Source organism: Arthrobacter sp. AFG7.2 (genome assembly GCF_002892835.1).
Lineage (GTDB): Bacteria > Actinomycetota > Actinomycetes > Actinomycetales > Micrococcaceae > Arthrobacter.
In genome coordinates this window covers 36,104-56,931 of sequence record NZ_PJMB01000003.1, presented here as the reverse complement: position 1 = coordinate 56,931, position 20,828 = coordinate 36,104, and the positions used below count along the sequence as shown (strand labels likewise).

The window sequence follows — 20,828 nt, the reverse complement described above, 5'->3', positions numbered from 1 at the left end:
TTATTCCTCGTCAGCCCGCTTGAAGTCGCGTTTGATGTTGGCGACGCCCTCCGGGTTGATCTCGAAACCATAGGCTGCGCCCGGGTTGATGACCATTCCGAGCTCATCACCGATGTTGGCGATGATGGCTGCGCCCTGGGTTCCCAGCACGTTGGGTGCTGCCTCCAGGTACTGCTGGTCCACACGGCTCGGGTGCGAGAAGACGGCCAGGACGGGGTCGCCGTCGGCATTTCCCAGGACCAGCGGCTCCACTTGGGAGTCCTCGCCCTCGATGCCGTCCGAGCTGATGATGTAGACCTCGCTGTTCAGGAAGGACAGGATGACGTCCACGGGACTGGCATCGGGCTTTCCGCCCTGGGCCAGCTTTTCCTCGAGGTCGTTGAGTGGAGTGGTGTCATCAATTCCGGGCTGTTCAGTCATCCTTCTACCCGATCACGATCCGGTGCCTCATGCAAACATACGTGCTGCATGAGGGCCGCATCCGCTACTTCTTCGCGGTGGCCTTCTTCTTGGCCGGAGCCTTCCGGGCGGTGGTGGTGCGCTTGACCGGGCCCTTGGCGCGCTTCTCGGCGAGCAGCTCAACAGCCTGTTCGCGGGTCAGTTCCTCCAGGGCGGTGGCACGCGGAACGGTGATGTTGGTAATCCCGTCCGTGATGTAGGGGCCGAAGCGGCCTTCCTTCACCACGATGTTCTTCTCGGATACCGGGTCCGGACCAAACTCCGCCAGCGGCGGGACTGCGGCACGGGCACCACGCTGTTTGGGCTGGGAGTAGATCTCCAGCGCCTGCTCCAGCGTGATGGTGAAGATTTCCTCCTCGGAGCCAATGGACCGGGAGTCCGTTCCTTTTTTCAGGTACGGGCCAAACCGGCCGTTTTGCACGGTGATGAGGTTGCCTTCGGCGTCCTCACCGAGCACGCGGGGCAGGCTCATCAGCTGCAGCGCCTCGTCGAGGGTGACTGACTCAACAGTCATCGATTTGAAGAGCGAGCCCGTACGCGGCTTGGCCTTGACCGGCTTTTTGGGCGGTTTGGGCTTGCCGTTCTTGTAGTACTCCACCGGCTGGTTGGCGATTTGTTCCTCGGTCATCTCAGGGATGATCTCGGTGACATAGGCGCCGTAGCGGCCGTTCTTGGCGACGACGGTGTGCCCGGTGTGCGGATCCGCGCCCAGGACGCGTTCCTCCGGCGCCGCCGTTTCCATGAGCTCAACGGCCTTGGCGGCCGTCAGTTCATCCGGTGCCAGGTCCTCCGGCACGTTGGCGCGCGCCGATTCCACGATCTCGCCGGTTTTTGGGTCGACGGTGGCGGCGGAGCTTTCCAGGTACGGACCGAACTTGCCCACCCGAAGCGTGATCTCATCGGTGATGGGGATGGAGTTGATTTCGCGGGCGTCGATCTCGCCCAGGTTGTTGACGATGCTCAACAGGCCCGGATCCGAGTCTTCCCCGAAGTAGAAGTGCCGGAGCCACGAGGCACCAACGGCCTGGCCGTTGGCGATCTTGTCCAGGTCGCCTTCCATGTCCGCGGTGAACTCGTAATCCACGTAGTCGCTGAAGTGCTGCTCCAGCAGGCGGATCACCGAGAAGGCGATCCAGCTCGGAACCAGGGCTGAGCCCTGTTTCCGGACGTAGCCGCGGTCCTGGATGGTGGAAATGGTGGAGGCATATGTGGACGGGCGTCCGATGCCCTTCTTTTCCAGCTCTGCCGTCAGCGAGGCTTCGGTGTAGCGCGGCGGCGGCGAGGTTTCGTGGCCCACTGCAACGATTTCGGATCCCTTGAGGGCGTCCCCCTTGGCCACGTTGGGCAGCCGGCGGGCTTCGTCGGAGTCATCGTCTCCGCGGGTTTCGTCCTTGCCTTCCTCGTAGGCGGCGAGGAAACCGGGGAACGTGATCACTGTGCCGGAGGCCGAGAACTCGGCGTCGCGCCCGTCAGCAGCGACAGCACCGAGCCGGATGGTCGCCGTCGAACCCTTGGCGTCAGCCATCTGGGACGCCACGGTGCGCTTCCAAATAAGCTCGTAAAGGCGGAACTCGTCGCCGGAGAGCTGCTTGGCCACCTGCGCCGGGGTGCGGAACGAGTCGCCGGCGGGGCGGATGGCCTCGTGGGCTTCCTGGGCATTGGCTGCCTTGCCGGTGTACACGCGGGGCGACTGCGGGATGTACTCGGGACCGTACAGCTCGGAGGCCTGGCGGCGGGCCGCGGTGACGGCCTCGTCGCTCAGCGCGGAGGAGTCCGTACGCATGTAGGTGATGTAGCCGTTTTCGTACAGCCGCTGGGCCACCTGCATGGTGCTCTTGGAGGAGAACCGCAGCTTGCGGCCCGCCTCCTGCTGCAGGGTGGACGTGGTGAAGGGGGCAGCCGGACGCCGGGTGTACGGCTTGGTGTCTACAGAGCGGACGCGGAACTCGGCGCTCTGCAGCCCAGCCGCCAGGGACGTAGCCAGTTCCTGGTTCAGGTGCGCGACGTTCTTCGACGTCAGGACGCCGTCGTCGTTGAAGTCCCGGCCGCTGGCCACCTTGGCGCCGTCCACGGCGGCAAGCTTGGCCTTGAAGGATCCGGCGTCGGCGCCGAACTGGCCGGTGAGGTCCCAGTACGAGGCCGCCTTGAACGCCATCCGCTCGCGCTCGCGGTCCACCACCATGCGGGTTACCACGGACTGCACCCGGCCGGCGGACAGGCCGCGGGCCACCTTGCGCCACAGCACGGGGGAAATTTCGTAGCCGTACAGCCGGTCCAGGACGCGCCGCGTTTCCTGGGCATCCACCAGCGCCGTGTCCACATCGCGCAGGTTGCCCATGGCGCGCTGGATGGCTTCCTTGGTGATTTCGCCGAAGGTCATCCGGTACACCGGGACCTTGGGCTTGAGCACTTCCAGCAGGTGCCACGCGATGGCCTCGCCCTCGCGGTCCCCATCGGTTGCGAGGTAAAGTTCGTCGGCGTCCTTGAGCGCGGCCTTGAGCTCGGTCACCTTTTTCTTTTTGTCCGCGGACACCACGTAGTAGGGCTTGAAGTCGTTTTCAATGTCGACGGCGAACTTGCCCACCGACGTTTTCTTCAGCTCTGCGGGGAGTTCGGACGGCTGCGGCAGGTCGCGGATGTGACCAATTGAGGCCTCGACGATGAAGCCTTCGCCAAGGTACTTGGCGATGGTCTTGCTCTTGGCCGGAGACTCCACAATCACGAGTTTCTTGCCGGTTTTGGCCTTGCTTGGCACGGTGCTCCTACAGAAAAAGGTTGCTCGGGCAGATGCGCCCATACTGGCCTAGTTCACCATATTTTGGCGAAATGTGCGCATCCATGTGGAAAAGAAGGGGGTTGCACGGAAGAGGTTCCGCGCCTTATCCGGCAGCAGGGATCAGGAAGCCGTCACGGACCAGATTGGCCACGTCGGTGAGCAGCCCGCCCCGGAAGGAACCGGCGTCGAACCCGTCCTCCCCTGCCATTCCGCCGCCCAGCAGGGCCTCCAGCGCACCCGCAATCTGGCCGGCGGTCAGGTCTCCGTCGCAGGCTGAAACGAAGCCCGCGAGTTCTGTGCTCAGCAGGTTGGTCCGGCGCAGGCCCGCACCCTGGCGCAGCAGGATCACGCCCGGGTGCTCAGCACCCGGCCGCTGGTGGCGTTCCTCGGTGACGTCCTCCGCCACGAGCAGGTGCGCATCCTCCAGGCTGTGGGCGGCCAGCCAGTCCATACGTTCGACGGCGGCGCCCAGGTGGGGGCCGACGGGCTGTTCAATGGGGTACCCAATTTCCTCGAACCGGCTGACCGTCTCCTGCCCGGGACGTTGCGGCCGGCGGAGCCAGACCATCCCGAATCCGATGCCTTCCACGTTCCGGGACTCAAAGTCAGCGAGGTATGCGGCGTAGGCCTGCCTGTAGTGCTGCCGGTCCCGGCCCTCGGAGGCATCCTGCAGCCACGTTTCCGCGTACTGCTCCGGCCCTACCTGCTCACGCTGGATGAACCAGGCATCAGTTCCCGGCCGTACCCAGGCGCTCGGACGCTCCTGCCATTGAGCGCCGGCGGCCACTTCCCAGTTTCCGAGCATCTGCGCGGTGCCACCCGGGGCCAGGACGCCCGGCAAGCCGGCAACCAGGGAGGCCACGATGTCGTCGCCCGGAAGGCCGCCGTCGCGATAGGTGAACTGGCCGGAGACGTCCTCGCCGGCGCTCCGCGGCGTGATCACGAACGGCGGGTTGGAGACCACCAGGCCAAACTCCTCGCCGGCCACCGGGTCCAGGAGCGATCCACGCCGCAGGCTGACCCGGTCCTCGAGCCGGTCCGGGTCAACAGAGAGCGCCTCAGCATTAAGCAGGATGTTGAAGCGCGTAAAGGCCAGGGCGCGTGCCGAGATGTCAGTTGCCGTGACGTGTTCGCAATGGTGCAGCAGGTGGAAGGTCTGGATCCCGCATCCCGTCCCCAGGTCAAGGGCGCGTTCGGTGTGACGGCGGATGGTGGTCTGTACCAGGGTGGTGGAAGCCTGGCCGATACCGAGCACGTGATCGTGCCGCAATACGCCCTCCTGCTGGTGCGCCGCGAGGTCGCTGGCCACCCAGAGTTCCGCCCCGCCGCTGCCGTCCTCGTTGGCGTCCCAGCCGTACGGCCGGAAATCCGACTTAGCTGCCAGCAGCCCTGATCCGGGAACGGACTCCACCAGCCTCAACTCGAGGAGCCCATCGGCACCAAGGCCCGGAAGGGCGGCGTCGAGCGTTTCCTTCGGCTGCGGTTCTGCAAGGAGCCACAGGCGGACGACGGCGGCGAGCGCCGCGTTCGCTTCGTTCCGCCGCACAGCCCGGTCGGCTGCCAGCAGGGCGGGGATGATCTGGTCCCGGCTCAGTGCAGCGGAGGCGGCTGGGCCCAGGAGGCGGGCGACGCCGTCGGGCGTGTAGTCCAGCCGGCGCACATCAGCGGCCAGCGCGGCCATCAGTTCCGGAAGGTCGCTGCGGGGTGTGTCCAGGGTGTTCCCTGCGGTGAACTCGTATGGGGATTTAGGCACCGCCCAAGTTTAGTCCGGGCCGGCGTCCGGGCCCGCCCCCTGCCTCCACCGGGTAGCGTGGAGGCATGCCTTTCCGCACTTCCCTCCTTCCGCGCGCCCCGTTCCGGCCGGCAGGGCGCTTCCGCCTGCTGCCCCGGTCCGGTGCTGCCGCGGGGATGGCGGCACTTGCCCTGGGCCTTGCCGGTTGCTCCCCCGTCGTCTCCATTGAGAACGCAGACGTGCCGCAGTGGCAGGCCACCGCCCTGCCTTCGGCGCCAGGAGCAGTCAATCAGGATGCCGGCAAAATCCTCAACCGGGACCGGATCATCAGGGAGGCCGCGGATGTGCCGGCGGGCCACTACGTCCTCACCGCAACATGCGACGGCGGCGGCAAGGCCTTCTTCGCCGTATCCCTGGACGGGGAGATGCTGGCCGACGCCGGAGCCGCCTGCAATGGCAGCCGGGAGACAACCAAAATCACCTTGCCTGCCGCCGGCACCGTGGAGATCAGCGCGTCCAGCGTGGACTCACCCCTCATCTATGCCTACCGGCTGGCATCCGGAGAATAACCGCTTGCCAGGCTCTGGCCGGACGGTGCCTGCAGGCATACAGTCTGACTATGCCCCGCGTGCGGAAAGTCTCCGCGCACTATAACCGCCGGACGGTGCCAGTGCGGATGGCTACACTGCGGGCGGCGCCGGTGCACACCGCACCGACGCGGGGCGCCGCCGTCGCCGTTGCTGTGCTGGCCGCCGGGACGATGCTGGGCGGCTGCGAATATACGTACGACGACGGCGGAAACCTGGCAGGGCCGGTCGAGGCGACTCCCCTTCCCGGGCCGGTATTCACCCGGGACCCCCTGCAGAGGGACCCCGTCAGCGAGGCCGACCTTGGTGCCTGGGCAGCCCGCACCCTGCCCGACACCGGTCACCCGGTGGCCGGTTCCGGGGCTGGCCTGGTGGCAGCAGGGGAGGTCCGGACCGAAACCACGCCCGTGCTGGGAAGCGGAACCTACGCGCTGGCCCTGGCGTGCCGGAGCCAGCGGCGCGTGACCTTCACCGTCCGCAGCGAATCACTCACGCTCGTGGATCTGGGGCTCCGGTGCGGGATCAACCGGGAGAACGTCATCTACCTCTCGTCGGAAACAGCCCTCAGCATCAAAGTGGAGGCAAGCACCGCCGCGAATTACGCCTACCGGCTCCGGCTCCTGTAGTGACCGTCAGTCAGGCCGCGCAGCCCTCGGGGCACCGCAGGGTTTCCGGGCTGGATGCGCATCCGGCGCAGTACAGGGTCAGGGTACGGCAGCTGGGGTTGGAACAGTTCTCGAACTTGCTCGTGGGCGCTGCACAACGGGTGCACTTGCCGATGGTCCTGGCTTCGTCGCTGAACTCGAGGTGCATGCGCTTGTCGAACACGTACAGCGAGCCCTCCCAGAGTCCCTGGTCCTTGAAGGTTTCGCCGTACCGGACTATGCCGCCGTCAAGCTGGTAGACCTCTTTGAAACCCCGGTTCACCATGAGGCTGGACAGCACCTCGCAACGGATGCCCCCGGTGCAGTAGGTCACCACTGGCTTGTCCTTAAGTTCGTCGTACTTTCCGGACTCAAGCTCCTTGATGAAGTCATGGGTAGTGGCGACGTCCGGGACGACAGCATCTTTGAACCGGCCGATCTGGGCTTCAAAAGCGTTCCGGCCATCGAAGAAGACCACATCCTCCCCGGCCTGTTTCCTGGCGTCAACAAGCTGGTGCAGTTCCTCAGGCTTCAGGTGTTTGCCGCCGCCCACAACGCCGTTGGCATCAACCTTCAGTTCACCGGGGGCACCGAAGGAGACGATTTCGTCGCGGACCTTGACGCTGAGCCGTGGAAAATCCTCCGCACCGCCATCGGACCATTTCACGTCGATGCCGCGGAAACCCGGATACTCACGCGTGGTTTTGACGTACTGCTTAGCAGCGCCGATCTCACCGCCCACGGTGGCGTTAATGCCGTCCTTGGAGATCAGGATGCGGCCCGTCAACCCGAGCTTCTCGCAGAGCGCACGCTGCCAGAGCCGTACCGCCTCGGGGTCGGCGATCGGGGTAAAGCCGTAGAAAAGCACAATTCGGTTCAAAGACACGTATTTAAGGGTACCGCCACGGTCAGGCGCTTTTTTGGCTCCGCCGGAGCTTGCGCCTCATCACAATTGCATAAGCTCTCTGCCACCCCCTGTTGCTTGTGTTCGGGCTGGAATAGTGTTCTTGCCATGAGTCCGGAAACCATGATTGAAGACATCACTGGCCTTCTTGAAGTGTGGGTGGCGGGTTGGGCGGGGTGTCGCGGCTACAGGACATCCACTGAGGGCCGCTTCCCTGCTGCGCTCCGGGCCGACACCAGCGGCGAGTGGGAATTCTTCGCCTCCGAGCCCACCGACGAGGAGTTCGCCGCCCTGGCCGACAAGACCGCGAGTGCCCCGGCGAGGGTCCTTACCATCCTGACCAACGACATCGCCCGGTACAGCTCTTTGGCGGTGAGGCATGGACTGAACGTGACCTCTGACTCGCAGGCCATGATGATCGTGGATATGGAAACCCAGGATGCTGAGGATCCCTGGCTGTCCGACGACGATCTCACTTTTTCGACGTGGGAGCAGAACGGCGTCCACTACGCCGAGGTCCGGTCCGGTGACACGCTGGCGGCAAGCGGACGGGTTTTTGTGGTGGGAGAAACCGCGGTGTTTGACAGGATCATCACCGAACCTGCTTTCCAGCGCCGAGGCCTGGGGAGTTTTATCATGCGGGCCCTCGCCGCCCAAGCCTTCGGGCACGATGTGCAGGAAGGCCTTCTGCTGGCATCGGCTGATGGCCAGAAACTGTATTCCCACCTGGGCTGGACCACCGTCTCCCAGGTGCTGATGCTGTCCGCTTCCCATGACGGCTCGGACCTTTCCCTCAGCTAAGCGTCCCGTTACCCCGATGGCGAACCGGGGCCTGCAAAACCCCGCCGGGTGAAACAATGTTGGGGTGAACCCCCATGACTCCCTGATTCCCTTGCTGGGTCGCGGCCCGGACCCGGAACAGCTCCGTCATGTCCGCACCATCCCGGCGCGCGAAGCAGAGCATGAGGCATGGCCGTTATGGGTGCACGGGGACGTGGTTGCCGCTTACGGGGCGCTGGGCATCCAGGAGCCCTACCGCCACCAGGTGGAAGCAGCGAGCATCGCCCACGGCGGCGAACACGTTGTGGTGGCTACCGGAACGGCGTCGGGCAAGTCCTTGGCCTACCAACTGCCGGCCCTGGACGCCATCCATCGCTCCGAACTGCGGGTCCTGGCCGAGCCCGGGAAAATCCACGACGACGGTGCCGTGACGCTCTACCTCTCCCCCACCAAAGCCCTTGCCGCAGACCAGCTCAATGCCATCCGCGCCCTGAAGCTGCCCACCGTCCGTGCGGAAACCTACGACGGCGACACCGACCCTGCGTCCCGCCGCTGGATCAGGGACCATGCCAACTTCATCCTGGCCAACCCGGACATGCTGCACTTCGGGATCCTTCCCAACCATGCCTGGTGGGCCGGGTTCTTCCGCCGCCTGCGCTACGTGATCATCGACGAAGCCCACAGCTATCGCGGCGTGTTCGGCTCCCACGTGGCCAACCTGATGCGCCGGCTGCGCAGGATCTGCGCCTACTACGGCGCCGGTACCGCCTATCCGGAGCCGGTCTTCATTGCGGCGTCCGCCACCTCCTCCGAGCCTGACGCCTCCTTCGCCCGGCTGATCGGCGCGCCGGTCAAAGCCGTGTCCCGCGACGGCTCCCCGCACGGTGCCACGACGGTAGCGTTCTGGGAACCTGCACTGACCGAGGTGCGGGGTGAGAACGGTGCAAAAGAACGGCGGACGGCTGTTGCCGAAACCGCTGACCTGCTGGCGAACCTGGTGTCAGCCCGGATCCGGACCATCGCGTTCATCAAATCCCGGCGGGGCGCGGAAACCATCTCTTCGATCACCAAACGCCTCCTGGATGAAGTGGACCCCAGCCTGCCGCAGCGAGTGGCCGCGTACCGTTCCGGGTACCTGCCGGAGGAACGCCGGGCAGTGGAAAGAGCCCTGCGCTCCGGTCAGCTCCTGGGCGTCTCAAGTACCTCAGCCCTGGAACTGGGAATCGACATCTCCGGGCTGGACGCCGTCCTGGTAGCGGGCTGGCCCGGCACGCGCGCTTCCCTGTTCCAGCAGATCGGACGGGCTGGAAGGGCAGGCCAGGATGCCATCGCGGCCTTCGTTGCCAGCGACGATCCCCTGGACACCTTCCTGGTCAACCATCCCGAGGCGATCTTTGACGTATCAGTGGAAGCAACAGTCTTCGATCCCTCCAACCCGTACGTTCTGGGGCCGCACCTGTGTGCCGCTGCTGCGGAACTCCCTCTTGGGCCGGGCGAACTCGACCTGTTCGGCGCCACGGCCGAAGCACTCCTGGACCGCCTGGTTTCCCAGGGCTACCTCCGCCGGCGGCCCGCGGGCTGGTTCTGGACCCATTCGCAGAGCGCTGCGGCCATGGTGAACCTCCGGGCGGACGGCGGCGGGCCGGTCAGCATCGTGGACGCCGAGACCGGTTCCCTCCTTGGCACGATGGACTCCCCCCAGACCCACTACCAGGCCCACACAGGTGCTGTTTACATCCACCAGGGAGACAGCTACGTGGTGGATGACCTGAACGAAGACGACCATTGCGTCATGGTCCGCCGGGCCAACCCTGATTACTACACCACCGCCAGGGACGTCACCCAGATTGAGGTGCTGGAGACCCAGCGGACGGTGCAGTGGGGTGATGTTTCGGTTCACTTCGGGGACGTCAAAGTCACTACCCAGGTGGTCTCCTTTCAGCGCAAGGCCCTGATCTCCAACGAGATCCTCGGGGAGGAACCGCTGGAGCTGGGAGCCCGCGAGCTCTTTACCAAGGCCGTCTGGTTTGTGGTGGACAACCGCTCCCTCAGCACTGCGGGACTTATTGAAGCCCAGTTCCCCGGCGCCCTGCACGCTGCTGAGCACGCAGCCATCGGGTTGCTGCCGCTGGTTGCGTCGAGCGACCGGTGGGACATCGGCGGGGTGTCCACCGCCCTGCATGCGGATACCGGCGTGCCCACCATTTTTGTCTATGACGGGCATCCCGGTGGTGCGGGTTTTGCCGAGCGCGGTTTCGACAAGGCGAAGGTCTGGCTGACAGCTACCCGCGACGCCATCAAGGCCTGCGAGTGCGACTCCGGGTGCCCCTCCTGCGTCCAGTCACCCAAGTGCGGCAACAAAAACAACCCGCTGGACAAGGCCGCGGCGGTGACCCTCCTCGATGTCCTGCTCCAAAACGCCACCGAAGCCGGCACCCTGAGCCTGGAAGCGCAGCGCTGACCGGGGCAACTATGGTGGAGGACCTGCGCGGGCACGTCCGGTTGCGGCGCCTAAAACGGTCCGCTCGTCGAGTTCCGTCCTCACCTCCATGCTTTGCCCTGTTCCCTCGATACAGCTCACGACTGTGGCCCCGTGACGGGCAGCCACCTCCGCTGCTGCGGTGCAGGGTTCCCCGTCCGTAACTCCTCGCAGGGCGTCTGCTGCGGCCAGCGCTGCAAGGTCAGCAGCAGTTGCCGCCCTGCCGGCCAGGACGGCTGACTGCGCCAGCAACAGCAGCAGGGCCAGGGCCATCATCACCACCAGGGCCAGGCCGGCCGCCAGGACAGTCCCCGAACCGCGTTCCCGGTTGCCTGCGGCATGACCGCGCGGGATTGCATCAGCACCCCTTGGCGGGTCCCCGGCGGCGCCCGTCCGTTCCTCCCGATGACTGGAACAGCTCATCCCGCAGTCTCGCTCCGGGTAGAGGCCCGCGCGGTCAGGAGCCAGGGAATGGACAAACCGAGGGGGCCGCCCACCCGGTCGGTGACGGTGACGGTGATCCACCCGCCCTCAGCAGATACTGCCGCAGCCGCTGAACCTCCCGACATGGTCTGCACGATTCTTTCCACAGCGGCGGTATCGTCGCCGCGTGCAAGTGCGCGGGCGCCGGCACGTGCTCCCTCCTCCAGGCGCAGCTGCGTGATCCCGGCAGAGGCACCCGTCAGCAGCATGGCCAGCAACAGCAGGACCGCAGGCAGCGTAACGGCAAATTCAGCCGTTACGGCACCGCGCGAATCCCCTGCCCTGGGTCCTCCGGAGGTGATGCAAGGCCATCCCCCAGCCCCGTCGGCACGAGCGGTGGCGAGTGGACTTACAGCACGGAGCACGGCCGGCGCACTGGTCATGGCAGGGCCAGCGCGGTGCGGATCAGGTTGAGGAGGAAGCCACGGACCTCCTCGCTGCGGAGGATGAAGACCAGCAATCCTGCAAAGCCCACGGCAGCGAGCGTGGCGATGGCGTACTCCGCCGTTGCCATTCCAGCTTCGGTCCCCATGAGCCGGACACGTGCTTTGAGGGTGAGTGGTGAGCCGGCGCCCGGGTAAAGTTCCACGACGTTGGCGGGCAGGGCCGTGTTTCCACCGGTGCTGCCGCTGTGGTGGCCTGTGCTGCGGTGCTCCCTGAAATCTGAGCGTGCAGCGGTGGCGGCTGCAGCCCCGCCAGCATAGTGGCGGCGGTAATGAGAGGACATGTGGTGTTTCCTTCCTTTGGGCCGGTGGTGTTACCGGCTGTCTCGACTCTTCCGGGGCTTGCCTGAAGCGGTAAGCCCCGGGGGTTCCTAAGTGGAAAAGCTCATCGGTTCTCCCCTGTGGAGGAGAAGAAGCTGGAGTGCACTAGGAGCCGGAGGGCACCAAGGCAAGCAGCACTGGAACGACGCCCAGGCAGATGAAGGCGGGGAGGGAACAGAGGCCGAGCGGAACCACCAGCTTCACGCCCAATGATGCCGCGCGTTTTTCTGCCGCACGGAACCGCTCCCGACGGATCCTGGCGGCCTGTGCATAAAGAATCGCTGATGAGGGGGCACCGGTGAGTGCCGCGAACCCCAGGGCGTCACGAAGTTCCAGGACCTCCGGCAGGCGGACCGCGCTGCTGCGCCATGCCGTGTCCCAGTCGGCCCCGATGGCGAGGGCCGCCACGACCGGTTTGAGAGCATTGCTGTACCTACCGGATGCAGAGGCTGCGACCAGTTCAAGTGAGCGGCCTATGCCCGACCCGGCGTCCAGCATGGCAGCCACAAGTTCCAGCATCATGGCGGTGTCCCATAGCCCATCGGGTCCCCGTGCAGGTGGACGGCCCTGGTGGCCTGCGGAGGCCTCTGAGTCGCGGCCCGCAGTGGTGGAGAGCGAGGAGAGCAGCCTCTTCCTTGGCCTGCCCCGGCCGGCCCCGGCCAGGGCGGCTGCTGCGGCCAGCACAACGAAGAGGGCGAGAGTTGGCAGGGAGAGCGTGGTCATGGCACTCCAGCACCCGCCGCCACAGCCACCAGCTTTGCCGACCACACCCTTCCGGCCACCGTCAGGCCGGTTCCGGCTGCGAGCGCCGCCAGTCCCCAGGGCGTCCCCAGGAGGATGGCCAGGGGGTCAACGCCGAGCGCAATTCCCAGGCCAAGCCCCATCAGCGGCAACCAGGTGAGGAGGCTGACAGTGGCCTTGGGTCCAGCCAAGGCAGTCTCCCGGGCCGCGTCCGCATCATCCTCCACTTCAAGCTGCGCGGCGAACCTTGAGAGCACGTCCGCCAGCGGACAGCCGCTTGCCTCGGCAATGTCAAAGCAGGCGGCAAGCTCCGACCAGATGCGGGCTTGCCTGTCCGGGCGGGGAAAGGCGGACGGCAATGCCCGTCGGATGGCCTCCGAAACAGGAGTGCCACGGGCCGCCGCAGCGCGCGCCGAAGCCAGCATGGCGTTGGATCCCTCGCACAGACCCTCCGTCCGGGAAGCGGAGGAACCGTAAACCTCCCAGATCTCCTCCCAAAGCCGGGCCGGGCTGCGGCCACCCTTGAGCAGTGCCGCCAACTGCTGCACGACGAGATTCAGCGGGAGGGCAGACCGCGCCCGCCCCGCTCCTCTTCCGGCGCCACGCCGTTTCCTTGCGAACATGCCCCGTGCCTGTGCACGGACGGCCGGGGTGAAGCGGGTACCCGCGGCACGGCGCAACCGGGCAGGAGTACCAAGTGGCGGGCGGACAAGCAGCACCGCGGCCAGTCCCAGGACCATGGCAAGGAGAAGGATCATCCGGGCTCCCCCGGTCCCAGTCCCAACCGTTCCGCCAGTGCCGGCCAGCCCGGACCGGCGGTTACCGCACCGTTAACACTCTCCAAAGCCGGCAGGACGGTGAGCCCGCGCGGCCCGTCCACCATGGTTCCCACGCACGCCACTTCCCGGCCCCGGGCTGCCCTGTCCACATGGATGACGACGTCCAGGGCGCTCGCGGCCTGAAGCCTGACGCCATCAGGGTCAAGTCCTGCGAGCGCACCGAGTGCTGTAAGCCGGGCCGGCACAGCAGTGGCAGTATTCGCATGGATGGTTCCGCCTCCACCGCTGTGGCCGGTGTTCATGGCTGTGAGCAGCTCGCGGACTTCGGCACCGCGGCATTCACCCACCACCAGCCTGTCCGGCCGCATGCGCAGGGCCTGCCGCACCAGGTTCCCCAGGTCCACTTCACCGCCGCCCTCCAGGTTTCCATGGCGGGATTCCAGGGACACGATATGCGGATGCACAGGATTCAGTTCCGACGCGTCCTCGATCAGGACCAACCGCTCCGCTGGGGAGCACAGGCCGAGCAGGGTGGAGAGCAAAGTGGTCTTTCCGGACCCGGTAGCGCCGCTGATTAAGAAGCTCAGCCGGTGCTCCACCACCCGCTCGAGGACAGTCTGGAGTCCGGTGCCGAACATACCGCCTTCCCGGAGCTCATCCATGGTGAAGACGCGTTCACGGCGGATTCGGATACTGAGCAATGAACCGGCCGTGGACACGGGCGGCAGCACGGCATGGACGCGGTACCCGCCGGCCAGCCGTACGTCCACGCAGGGCGAACCGTCATCGAGGCGCCTGCCCCCTGCTGCCACCAGCCTGCAGGCCAGCGCCCGTAGCTGGACTTCATTCTCAAAGGCCACCGGGACCCGCTCGATCCCCCGGCCCCTGTCCACCCACACGGAGTCCGGGGCATTGACAAAGATGTCTGTAACTGCCGGGTCACGTGTAAGGCCCTGCAACGGCCCCAGGCCATTCAGCTCCGCGCTGATCCGTTCGACGGCGGCAAGTGAACCTGCAGTGCCTAACAGTTTCCCTGTGGCCTGCACTGCCGCCGCGACCCGCGAGGGTGTCACTGCCGCCGCATCGGCCATCATGGACTCGCGCACCGACTCGAGAAGCCCTGCATCCACTGCCTGGCGGGCCCCCGCGCGGCGTTCGCGCCTGCGCCAGTCACTGGGTCCGGGTCCGCCAGGGACGGCGTGCTGGTTCATTGCAGTTCCCCCGCGGGGAGGTCGTCGCCAAGGAAATCGAGGACGGAAGCAGCGAAATGCCGGACGCTCCTGCGTTTACCCAGATCAAGCAGGCGGCCCGCTTCCACGGCCGCGGCCAGTCCGCGCAACTCCGGCACCCGCCCCTGCACCGGAAGTCCGATGGCGTCGGCGAGGAGGGTGGCGTCCAGCGCGGCACCAGGCCTGCCGCGGACCAGGAGGGCTGCCTCCACCGGTGGAAACTCCTGGAGCAGCCGCACCGCAGCGACAGCAGCCTTCAGTTGTGCCGGCACCACCACGGTGATGCGGTCGCAGTCCCAGGCGAATGTATGGATGGGGTCCGTCCCCCGGCCAATGTCCACCACAACCAGCTCATACCCCCTGCGGGCAGCGTCGAGGACCCCGGCAGTGGTAGCGGCGGCAACCGGCACGGGCTGCTCACGGCTGGCGGGCCAGGACAGGAATGAGAACCCGCCCGCGACAGGCAGGGAGTCGGCCAGCTGGACGGGATCGATGCTGCCCCTGGCCTCGGAAAGGTCCGGCCAGCGCAATCCGGCTTGTTCTTCGGCGGCAAGGGCCAGTTCCAATCCGCCGCCCCACGGATCACCGTCCACCAGCAGCACCCGGGCTCCGAGCCCGGCCGCCGCCTGCGCAATCCACGCTGCTGCCGTGGTGGCTCCAGCTCCGCCGCACCCTCCGGTCACACCGAGGATAAGACCCCCCGGACCCGGCGAACGGGACCGGCTGAGGTGATCGGCGAGCCACGCGGCAGCGTCGGGAAGCACCGCTACCCGTTCTGCTCCAAGAACAGCCGCAAGATGCCAAAGGCTGTCGCCTTCGCCGTCAAGACCCACCAGGACCGCCGGTGCCCGCCGGCGTGGAGGCAGCTCACGGATGTCGCTTCCCACTAAAACCGCTGCCGCTCCATCCCAGTGCCTGCCTCCCTCCGCGGCATTGGCAGCAATGCGAAGCTGGGCTCCCGCTGCGGCAACGATCCGCTCTACCTCACCCCGGAGAACCGCGGAGGATGTCACCAGCAGGACCTCGTCCCCGCCCTCCGGCAGCCACGCGTCCCCATCAGCTGCCGCAGCGCCGGCTGTGCGGGAGCGTCCTGGCGCGCCTGTCCCTGCTGCCCTGCCATGGGTACCGGAACGGCCCGGTTCAGGGTGGGAGGGACTCAACTGATGCCTGCTCATGAAGCCACTCTCCACTCCGGCAGGAAGACCGGTAAGGGCTGCAGGGCCGTATGTGGAAAAGCACGTCCCACCCCCACGCATGCCGCGACGACCCCGTGCGATTGCAGTGACGGACACAAGGCAGAATGGGACCATGTACCTGCTGCTCGCCGCCCACCCCCAGGGCGTGGTCCTGCAGGAACTCACCCAGGCGGGACAGCCCCGGCCATCCGCGCCGGAACCCAGGCTGGTCAGCACAGGTGACCTGCCCGGCGTCGTACAGGAGCTGGAACACCGCCGGCCGGACGGGCAGCCGCCCCGGTGGATCTGGCACCGCACGCAGGACTGGTACCCGGCCCTGCTGGCAGCCGGCATCGAACTGGAACGGTGCTACGACCTGAACCTGTGCGGCAACATTTTGGCTTTTTCCCGGTTCACCGCGGATACGGACTATGCGATGAATGCCGGGCGGACACCGGTCGAGGACCCGCTGCTGCCGCCCAGGGTGCTGCAGCCGCCGCCTCCCCCCGCGGACCAGGGTGCACTGTTCGAGGATCCCGCCGCCGGGCCGGAAAGCCGCCACACAGCGGAAGAGCTGCGCGCGGAATACGCCGCCCAGCAGGTGGCACTGGCTGCCGTCAGCCAGGAGGAGAACCAGCGGAACCGGCTCCAGCTCCTCCTGGCCGCAGAATCCGCCGCTGCCATGATTGCCGCCGAAATGCAGCACGCCGGTGTCCCGTGGCGCAAAGACCTGCATGAGGAGATTCTCGCCGGCCACCTCGGTCCCCGCCCGCCCATGGGGCACCGGCCGGCCAAGCTTGAGGCCCTGAACCAGGAGCTGCGGGGGCTCCTGAATTCATCCACGCTCAATCCGGATTCCCCCCAGGACCTGATGCGGGCCCTGCACCGCAACGGGATCGAGGTCAAGAGCACCCGCAAGTGGGAGCTCAGCGAGTCCAGCCACCCGGCCATCGAACCGCTGCTGGCCTATAAGCGGTTGTCCCGCCTTCACGCCGCCAACGGATGGGCATGGCTGGACGCCTGGGTGGACAACGGCAGGTTCCGCCCCGAGTACGTGGTGGGCGGAGTGGTTTCCGGCCGCTGGGCATCACGAGGCGGCGGTGCGCTCCAGATTCCGCGCCAGATTCGCGGCGCAGTCCACGCCGACCCCGGCTGCAAGCTCATCGTTGCGGATGCGTCCCAGCTGGAACCGCGGGTCCTGGTGGCCCTGGCCCGCGATCCAGCCATGGCCGAGGCTGCCCGGGACCAGGACCTTTATGCCGGTGTCGCTGCCAGGGGATTCGGCGGGGACCGTGCGAAAGCGAAAATGGCATTGCTGGGCGCCATGTACGGTGCCACCTCCGGCGAGGCCGGCCGCCTTATGCCGCAACTCGCGAAGACGTATCCGAGGGCCGTGGACTTCGTGGAGCAGGCCGCCCGCACCGGCGAAGCCGGCGGAACAGTGACCACGCGGCTTGGCCGGAGCAGCCCCCCGCCCTCTGAACGATGGTTCCAAAGCCAGCGGTCCGCCACTGCCGAGGAGCAGCGCCGGGCGGAGTCGATTGCCCGCTCGCGGGGACGCTTTACCCGCAATTTCGTTGTCCAGGGTTCGGCCGCGGACTGGGCGGCATGCTGGCTGGCGGAATTACGACGGCGGCTGCGCACCCTGCGGACAGACGGCCAGGTTAACGCTGAACTCGTTTTCTTCCTGCACGATGAGGTGATGGTCCACGCTCCTTCAGAGGCGGTGGAAGCATGCATTGCCGCCATCGAAGACGCCGCCAGGGCTGCCAAGGAGCTCCTGTTCGGGCCCATCCCCGTGGAATTTCCCGTCAGTGTTGCGGTGGTTGACTCGTACGACAACGCCAAATAGTTCCCCGGCCGGGGCGCCTGCCCGCTGTGACCCCGGAAGTAACCTACCCGGGAGTAGTTCGCCAGGCTGCGTGACGCGGGCTACAGTCGACGGAATGACTGAGGCAGATCGGTCAAAGGCTGATGCAAAGACGCATACCAGGGGAGGTCCCGGCTTATGGCGGGCAGGTTCGAAATTCATCGAGTAGGCGACGAGTCGTACAAGTTGCGGCTCACAGATGCAGAGGGCAACACCGTTGCCGTATCACCCAAGTTCAAGTCCCTCAACACATTGCTTGAGGGGATCAAGGCAGTCCGGGAGAACGCAGCCACCGCAATTGTGGTGGATCTCCGGCAGCAGCAGGCCTGAAAACTAGACGCCCATCGGGTGAAGGCGGCTCCGGTCCCACGGGACCGCCCACCCAAGCTGCTCGAACAGTCCGTTCAGGACAATCCCGGTAAACCCCCAGACCACCACGCCGTTCACGGTGAAGGCGGGGCTGTCGAAGGTGTGTCCGGCCCGGCGGACCGTTGCCATGACGCGGTTGTCCGGGTCCAGCAGGTCCCGGACCGGAACCCGGAAGACCTGAGCTGACTCGGCGTAGTCCACTACCCGGACGGGCGACGGCGAATGCCACCAGCCCAGCACGGGGGTCACCAGGAAGTTGCTGTGGGCCAGGCCAAGCTCCTGCAGGGTGCCCAGGACTTCCACACCGCTTGAATTGAGGCCGGTTTCCTCTTCGGCCTCACGCAATGCTGCCTGAACAGGCGTTTCCCGGGCGTCAATGGCGCCGCCCGGAAACGCCATCTGCCCCGGGTGGGAGCCCAGGGTATGGGCGCGCTCCAGGAGGAGGACGTCAAGATCAGCCGGTGCCAGCGGCTTGCCGGAAGCGGCCGGAACGTCATCAAGGACGCCAAAGAGCATCAGGACGGCCGCACGCCTGGCCTGTTCGGCATCCACGGTGAGGGCCGCCCAGAGCGGATCGGGTGCGGCAGCTGTTCCCGATTCAGCCTGGCGGGCAAGGTTGAGCAGGTCTTCGCGCGCGCTCACGTTGTCCTCTTTTGGGATTCCATCCGGATTTCGGCGGCCCGGTGGGTCTCGGCGAGAAGCTGCTCCAGCAAGGCTTCGCTGCCCGGCGCGAGCTCGTATTTAAGCAGTTTCGCAGCCTTGGCAGGGTCCGTTTCGCCCAACCCGAAGCTGGGGCACCAGGTGGCTACCGGGCAGGCCCCGCATGCCGGCTTGCGGGCATGGCATACCCGCCTGCCATGGAAGATCACCCGGTGGGACACCATGGTCCAGTCCTTCCGGTCGAACAGTTCAGCCACATCCTGTTCAATCTGGACCGGGTCATCGGACCTGGTCCAGCCAAAGCGGTTGGCGAGCCGGGCGAAGTGGGTGTCCACCGAGATACCGGGAATCCCGAAGCCATTGCCCAGCACCACGTTGGCCGTCTTGCGCCCGACGCCGGGCAGCGTGACCAGGTCCTCCAGCCGCCCCGGCACTTCACCGTTGTATTCGTCCACCAGCCGGGTGCACAGGGCGATGACGTTCCTGGACTTGGCCCGGAAGAACCCGGTGGGCTTGAGAATCGTCTCCAGGTCATCAGGATCCGCCTCTGCGAGGGAACGCGCGTCCGAATAGCGGGCAAACAGTACTCGGGTGACCTGGTTCACGGTGACGTCGGTGGTCTGGGCCGAAAGGACCGTGGCCACGAGCAGTTCGAACGGATTGCGGAAATCAAGTTCCGCGTGGGCGTAGGGGTACTTCCCGGCCAGGGCACGGTTGATCCGGCGTGCCCGCCGTTTCAGTGCCAGCACTGATTCGGCGGAGACGACGGGCATTCCTGCAGACTGGCCGGCTGAGGCCTGCGCTCCGCCGGCCTTCCGAGCCCTGGCCCCGGCCATGGGGGTCAGCCGCGCTCGATGTTGCTGAGGTCCCGCAGGACGCCCAGCCGCCCGTCAGTGTGCTGAACCAGGAACTCATGGCCCCGGTCCTCGAGGGCCAGGACCCAGCCGCCCGGTTCGACGACGAACGCAGGAGCCCCGGTCCGGGGGTCGTAGGCGGTACGGTGCTGCGCGACGGCGAACCAGAAGGCCTCATGGATGGGCTGTTCCTCTGATTCTTCAGGGCGGCTTGAAGGATCAACCGTGGCGCCGATGGGCTCCTCAGTACGGATCTGCTGATGTACCGCGGTGGCCGCCGGCGGCTCCCAGCCGATTTGCCCGCCCTGGCCGGAGGACGCGGCACCGTGGCCGGACGTGGCGCCCGGCTGCTCGCCGCCGTCGCCATGGGAAGCGGAAACGGGGGAACTGCCGCTGCCGGCAGCCGGGATGTCGCCCCGCTGGGTTTCCTCGGCGGCAGGCGTCGAGGACGGGCGGACGACGTCGGCTGCCTGGGTTGCAGGACCAGGGTCGCCTGCGGGCGTCCAGTCGGAGACCTCAGGGGCGGTCGATACCGGCGCAGCTGCAGTGGGAACGGCTGCCGTAGCGGGGGCATGGCCTGCAGGGGTTTGTCCGGCGGGACTGGACTGCGCGGGCGAACCCGGCTGGCCGGCTGGAGCGTGGTGTCCCTCAGACCCCGGCTGGACCGCCGAGGATCCTGCGCCGGCGCCGCCGAACAACCCTCCCCCGGACAGAACCTTCGCACCCAACTTCGACTCTTTGGAGCGGGGCGCCGTCTCAGTTTTTACTTCCTTGGGGGCACGTGGCTTGCGAACCGGAACAACGGGTTCGCGGGCCACCACGTGGGCAGGAACTTCGGCCCGGCCCTGGAAATCGCCGGAAACATACGGCAGGAAGCGTCCCAGGACAGTCACCGCAAAGAGAATCAGCGAGCCGACGAGCCCCACCATGAGGCTGGGCACGTAGGCGGCTGCCACGGAGAGGAAAAAGAAGGCCACCGCAAAGGAGGCAACCACGGACGCGAACTGGTCAATGGACAGGGACCCGATCCGGATCTTCGTGGCCGGGGCCAGCCTGCGCGCCGCGAAGAGTGCACTCACAACCAGGGGCAGGACGATGCCCAGCCCCAGGAAGAAAAGGTTGTTGAGGTTCCACAGGTTGTACCGCGCGCCAAAGACCGGCAGCAGGGAGGCAACGAAAAGTACCAGGGTGCCTCCGAACACGGCCACATCCCGGATGGTGAACGGACCCAGCACTGCCTCATTGGCCTTCGGAGCGTTGCCCCCCGTGGGAGCTTTGCCCGAGGAGGCCTGGAAACCTGGCCCATCAAGGGTTCCGGTGCTGCTGCCGGCCCCTGCGGTGTCGGGGCCGGTTTTCTGGCCGAAGCTTTGCTGGTTCATTCTGCTCTCCTTAGCGTGGCGGCACCGGGCCCTGTATGGTCCCGACATCGTGCCGTCTTAACAGCGGTTCCGGCTTGGCCAAAGCCCTTGTGATGCCTGGCCGAAGCGGTCCGAAGTGAAGTCACAATTCCATCTCAGCCTAGTCAACACCCGGTCTGATCACT

The 20,828-nt window shown here is 66.5% G+C and carries 20 protein-coding genes; 6 read left to right on the top strand and 14 right to left on the bottom strand.

The annotated features are described in order from the left end of the window. From CXX84_RS06755 to CXX84_RS06745, 3 genes are all read right to left on the bottom strand, one after another. Nucleotides 1-420, bottom strand: a complete 420-nt coding sequence (locus CXX84_RS06755; RefSeq protein WP_102975945.1) for an SseB family protein — start codon at nt 418-420, stop codon at nt 1-3. A 64-nt stretch (nt 421-484) separates the two neighbouring features. Further along, nucleotides 485-3,214 (bottom strand): type I DNA topoisomerase, encoded by a 2,730-nt coding sequence (gene topA / locus CXX84_RS06750; RefSeq protein WP_102975944.1) that lies wholly within the window; start codon nt 3,212-3,214, stop codon nt 485-487. Between the two features lie 124 nt (nt 3,215-3,338). Further along, nucleotides 3,339-4,988 (bottom strand): methyltransferase, encoded by a 1,650-nt coding sequence (locus CXX84_RS06745; RefSeq protein WP_102975943.1) that lies wholly within the window; start codon nt 4,986-4,988, stop codon nt 3,339-3,341. A 65-nt stretch (nt 4,989-5,053) separates the two neighbouring features. On the opposite strand from CXX84_RS06745, the gene CXX84_RS06740 reads away from it, so the two are divergent. Both CXX84_RS06740 and CXX84_RS06735 read left to right on the top strand, forming a co-directional pair. Further along, nucleotides 5,054-5,536 carry a hypothetical protein gene (locus CXX84_RS06740; RefSeq protein ID WP_102975942.1) on the top strand — a complete coding sequence of 161 codons (483 nt, stop codon included), beginning with the start codon at nt 5,054-5,056 and terminating at the stop codon, nt 5,534-5,536. A 107-nt stretch (nt 5,537-5,643) separates the two neighbouring features. Next, nucleotides 5,644-6,180 (top strand): hypothetical protein, encoded by a 537-nt coding sequence (locus CXX84_RS06735; RefSeq protein ID WP_223253001.1) that lies wholly within the window; start codon nt 5,644-5,646, stop codon nt 6,178-6,180. 10 nt (nt 6,181-6,190) lie between these two features. Here the strand turns inward: CXX84_RS06735 and CXX84_RS06730 are convergent, their stop codons facing one another. Next, nucleotides 6,191-7,084 (bottom strand): rhodanese-related sulfurtransferase, encoded by an 894-nt coding sequence (locus CXX84_RS06730; RefSeq protein WP_102975940.1) that lies wholly within the window; start codon nt 7,082-7,084, stop codon nt 6,191-6,193. 126 nt (nt 7,085-7,210) lie between these two features. On the opposite strand from CXX84_RS06730, the gene CXX84_RS06725 reads away from it, so the two are divergent. Then, nucleotides 7,211-7,903 carry a GNAT family N-acetyltransferase gene (locus tag CXX84_RS06725; RefSeq protein ID WP_102975939.1) on the top strand — a complete coding sequence of 231 codons (693 nt, stop codon included), beginning with the start codon at nt 7,211-7,213 and terminating at the stop codon, nt 7,901-7,903. A gap of 64 nt (nt 7,904-7,967) precedes the next feature. Beyond that, entirely contained in the window at nt 7,968-10,343 is a 2,376-nt protein-coding gene (locus CXX84_RS06720; RefSeq protein WP_102975938.1) for a DEAD/DEAH box helicase, read from the top strand. 9 nt (nt 10,344-10,352) lie between these two features. Here the strand turns inward: CXX84_RS06720 and CXX84_RS06715 are convergent, their stop codons facing one another. The 7 genes from CXX84_RS06715 to ssd form a co-directional block, all read right to left on the bottom strand. Further along, complete coding sequence (locus tag CXX84_RS06715; RefSeq protein ID WP_102975937.1) at nt 10,353-10,784, bottom strand: Rv3654c family TadE-like protein; 432 nt, start codon at nt 10,782-10,784, stop codon at nt 10,353-10,355. Continuing rightward, the gene (locus tag CXX84_RS06710) at nt 10,781-11,227 is read right to left on the bottom strand and encodes a TadE family type IV pilus minor pilin (protein ID WP_102975936.1); all 447 of its coding nucleotides are present in this window, start codon (nt 11,225-11,227) and stop codon (nt 10,781-10,783) included. Before CXX84_RS06710 ends, CXX84_RS06715 begins: the two co-directional genes overlap by 4 nt. Then, a complete protein-coding gene (locus CXX84_RS06705; protein ID WP_102975935.1) occupies nt 11,224-11,571 on the bottom strand; it encodes a DUF4244 domain-containing protein in 348 nt (115 codons plus the stop codon). Before CXX84_RS06705 ends, CXX84_RS06710 begins: the two co-directional genes overlap by 4 nt. A 142-nt stretch (nt 11,572-11,713) precedes the next feature. Continuing rightward, on the bottom strand, nt 11,714-12,331 hold the full coding sequence (locus tag CXX84_RS06700) for a type II secretion system F family protein (protein WP_102975934.1): 618 nt from the start codon (nt 12,329-12,331) through the stop codon (nt 11,714-11,716). Further along, complete coding sequence (locus CXX84_RS06695; RefSeq protein WP_102975933.1) at nt 12,328-13,107, bottom strand: type II secretion system F family protein; 780 nt, start codon at nt 13,105-13,107, stop codon at nt 12,328-12,330. Before CXX84_RS06695 ends, CXX84_RS06700 begins: the two co-directional genes overlap by 4 nt. Next, nucleotides 13,104-14,339: a TadA family conjugal transfer-associated ATPase gene (locus CXX84_RS06690; protein ID WP_102975932.1), complete on the bottom strand. Its 1,236-nt coding sequence runs from the start codon at nt 14,337-14,339 to the stop codon at nt 13,104-13,106. Before CXX84_RS06690 ends, CXX84_RS06695 begins: the two co-directional genes overlap by 4 nt. Then, nucleotides 14,336-15,400 carry a septum site-determining protein Ssd gene (gene ssd / locus CXX84_RS06685; RefSeq protein ID WP_223253028.1) on the bottom strand — a complete coding sequence of 355 codons (1,065 nt, stop codon included), beginning with the start codon at nt 15,398-15,400 and terminating at the stop codon, nt 14,336-14,338. Before ssd ends, CXX84_RS06690 begins: the two co-directional genes overlap by 4 nt. A gap of 265 nt (nt 15,401-15,665) precedes the next feature. Between ssd and CXX84_RS06680 the strand changes: the two genes are divergently transcribed. Then, nucleotides 15,666-17,384, top strand: a complete 1,719-nt coding sequence (locus CXX84_RS06680) for a bifunctional 3'-5' exonuclease/DNA polymerase (protein WP_102975930.1) — start codon at nt 15,666-15,668, stop codon at nt 17,382-17,384. 156 nt (nt 17,385-17,540) lie between these two features. Beyond that, complete coding sequence (locus CXX84_RS06675; RefSeq protein ID WP_102975929.1) at nt 17,541-17,732, top strand: YegP family protein; 192 nt, start codon at nt 17,541-17,543, stop codon at nt 17,730-17,732. Nucleotides 17,733-17,735: 3 nt separating this feature from the next. Here the strand turns inward: CXX84_RS06675 and CXX84_RS06670 are convergent, their stop codons facing one another. The 3 genes from CXX84_RS06670 to CXX84_RS06660 form a co-directional block, all read right to left on the bottom strand. Then, nucleotides 17,736-18,413 (bottom strand): NUDIX hydrolase, encoded by a 678-nt coding sequence (locus CXX84_RS06670; protein WP_102975928.1) that lies wholly within the window; start codon nt 18,411-18,413, stop codon nt 17,736-17,738. After that, nucleotides 18,410-19,204, bottom strand: a complete 795-nt coding sequence (nth, locus tag CXX84_RS06665) for an endonuclease III (protein ID WP_102976237.1) — start codon at nt 19,202-19,204, stop codon at nt 18,410-18,412. The genes CXX84_RS06670 and nth overlap by 4 nt, the downstream gene beginning before the upstream one ends. A 68-nt stretch (nt 19,205-19,272) precedes the next feature. Then, entirely contained in the window at nt 19,273-20,664 is a 1,392-nt protein-coding gene (locus CXX84_RS06660) for a hypothetical protein (protein ID WP_102975927.1), read from the bottom strand. Nucleotides 20,665-20,828 lie beyond the last annotated feature (164 nt).

Coding starts and splice junctions, on each gene's coding strand:
- CXX84_RS06755 (WP_102975945.1), bottom strand. CDS start 420: ATGACTGAACAGCCCGGAATTGATGACACCACTCCACTCAACGACCTC.
- CXX84_RS06740 (WP_102975942.1), top strand. CDS start 5,054: ATGCCTTTCCGCACTTCCCTCCTTCCGCGCGCCCCGTTCCGGCCGGCA.
- CXX84_RS06735 (WP_223253001.1), top strand. CDS start 5,644: ATGGCTACACTGCGGGCGGCGCCGGTGCACACCGCACCGACGCGGGGC.
- CXX84_RS06725 (WP_102975939.1), top strand. CDS start 7,211: ATGAGTCCGGAAACCATGATTGAAGACATCACTGGCCTTCTTGAAGTG.
- CXX84_RS06715 (WP_102975937.1), bottom strand. CDS start 10,784: ATGAGCTGTTCCAGTCATCGGGAGGAACGGACGGGCGCCGCCGGGGAC.
- CXX84_RS06710 (WP_102975936.1), bottom strand. CDS start 11,227: ATGACCAGTGCGCCGGCCGTGCTCCGTGCTGTAAGTCCACTCGCCACC.
- CXX84_RS06705 (WP_102975935.1), bottom strand. CDS start 11,571: ATGTCCTCTCATTACCGCCGCCACTATGCTGGCGGGGCTGCAGCCGCC.
- CXX84_RS06700 (WP_102975934.1), bottom strand. CDS start 12,331: ATGACCACGCTCTCCCTGCCAACTCTCGCCCTCTTCGTTGTGCTGGCC.
- CXX84_RS06695 (WP_102975933.1), bottom strand. CDS start 13,107: ATGATCCTTCTCCTTGCCATGGTCCTGGGACTGGCCGCGGTGCTGCTT.
- CXX84_RS06690 (WP_102975932.1), bottom strand. CDS start 14,339: ATGAACCAGCACGCCGTCCCTGGCGGACCCGGACCCAGTGACTGGCGC.
- CXX84_RS06680 (WP_102975930.1), top strand. CDS start 15,666: ATGTACCTGCTGCTCGCCGCCCACCCCCAGGGCGTGGTCCTGCAGGAA.
- CXX84_RS06675 (WP_102975929.1), top strand. CDS start 17,541: ATGGCGGGCAGGTTCGAAATTCATCGAGTAGGCGACGAGTCGTACAAG.
- nth (WP_102976237.1), bottom strand. CDS start 19,204: ATGCCCGTCGTCTCCGCCGAATCAGTGCTGGCACTGAAACGGCGGGCA.
- CXX84_RS06660 (WP_102975927.1), bottom strand. CDS start 20,664: ATGAACCAGCAAAGCTTCGGCCAGAAAACCGGCCCCGACACCGCAGGG.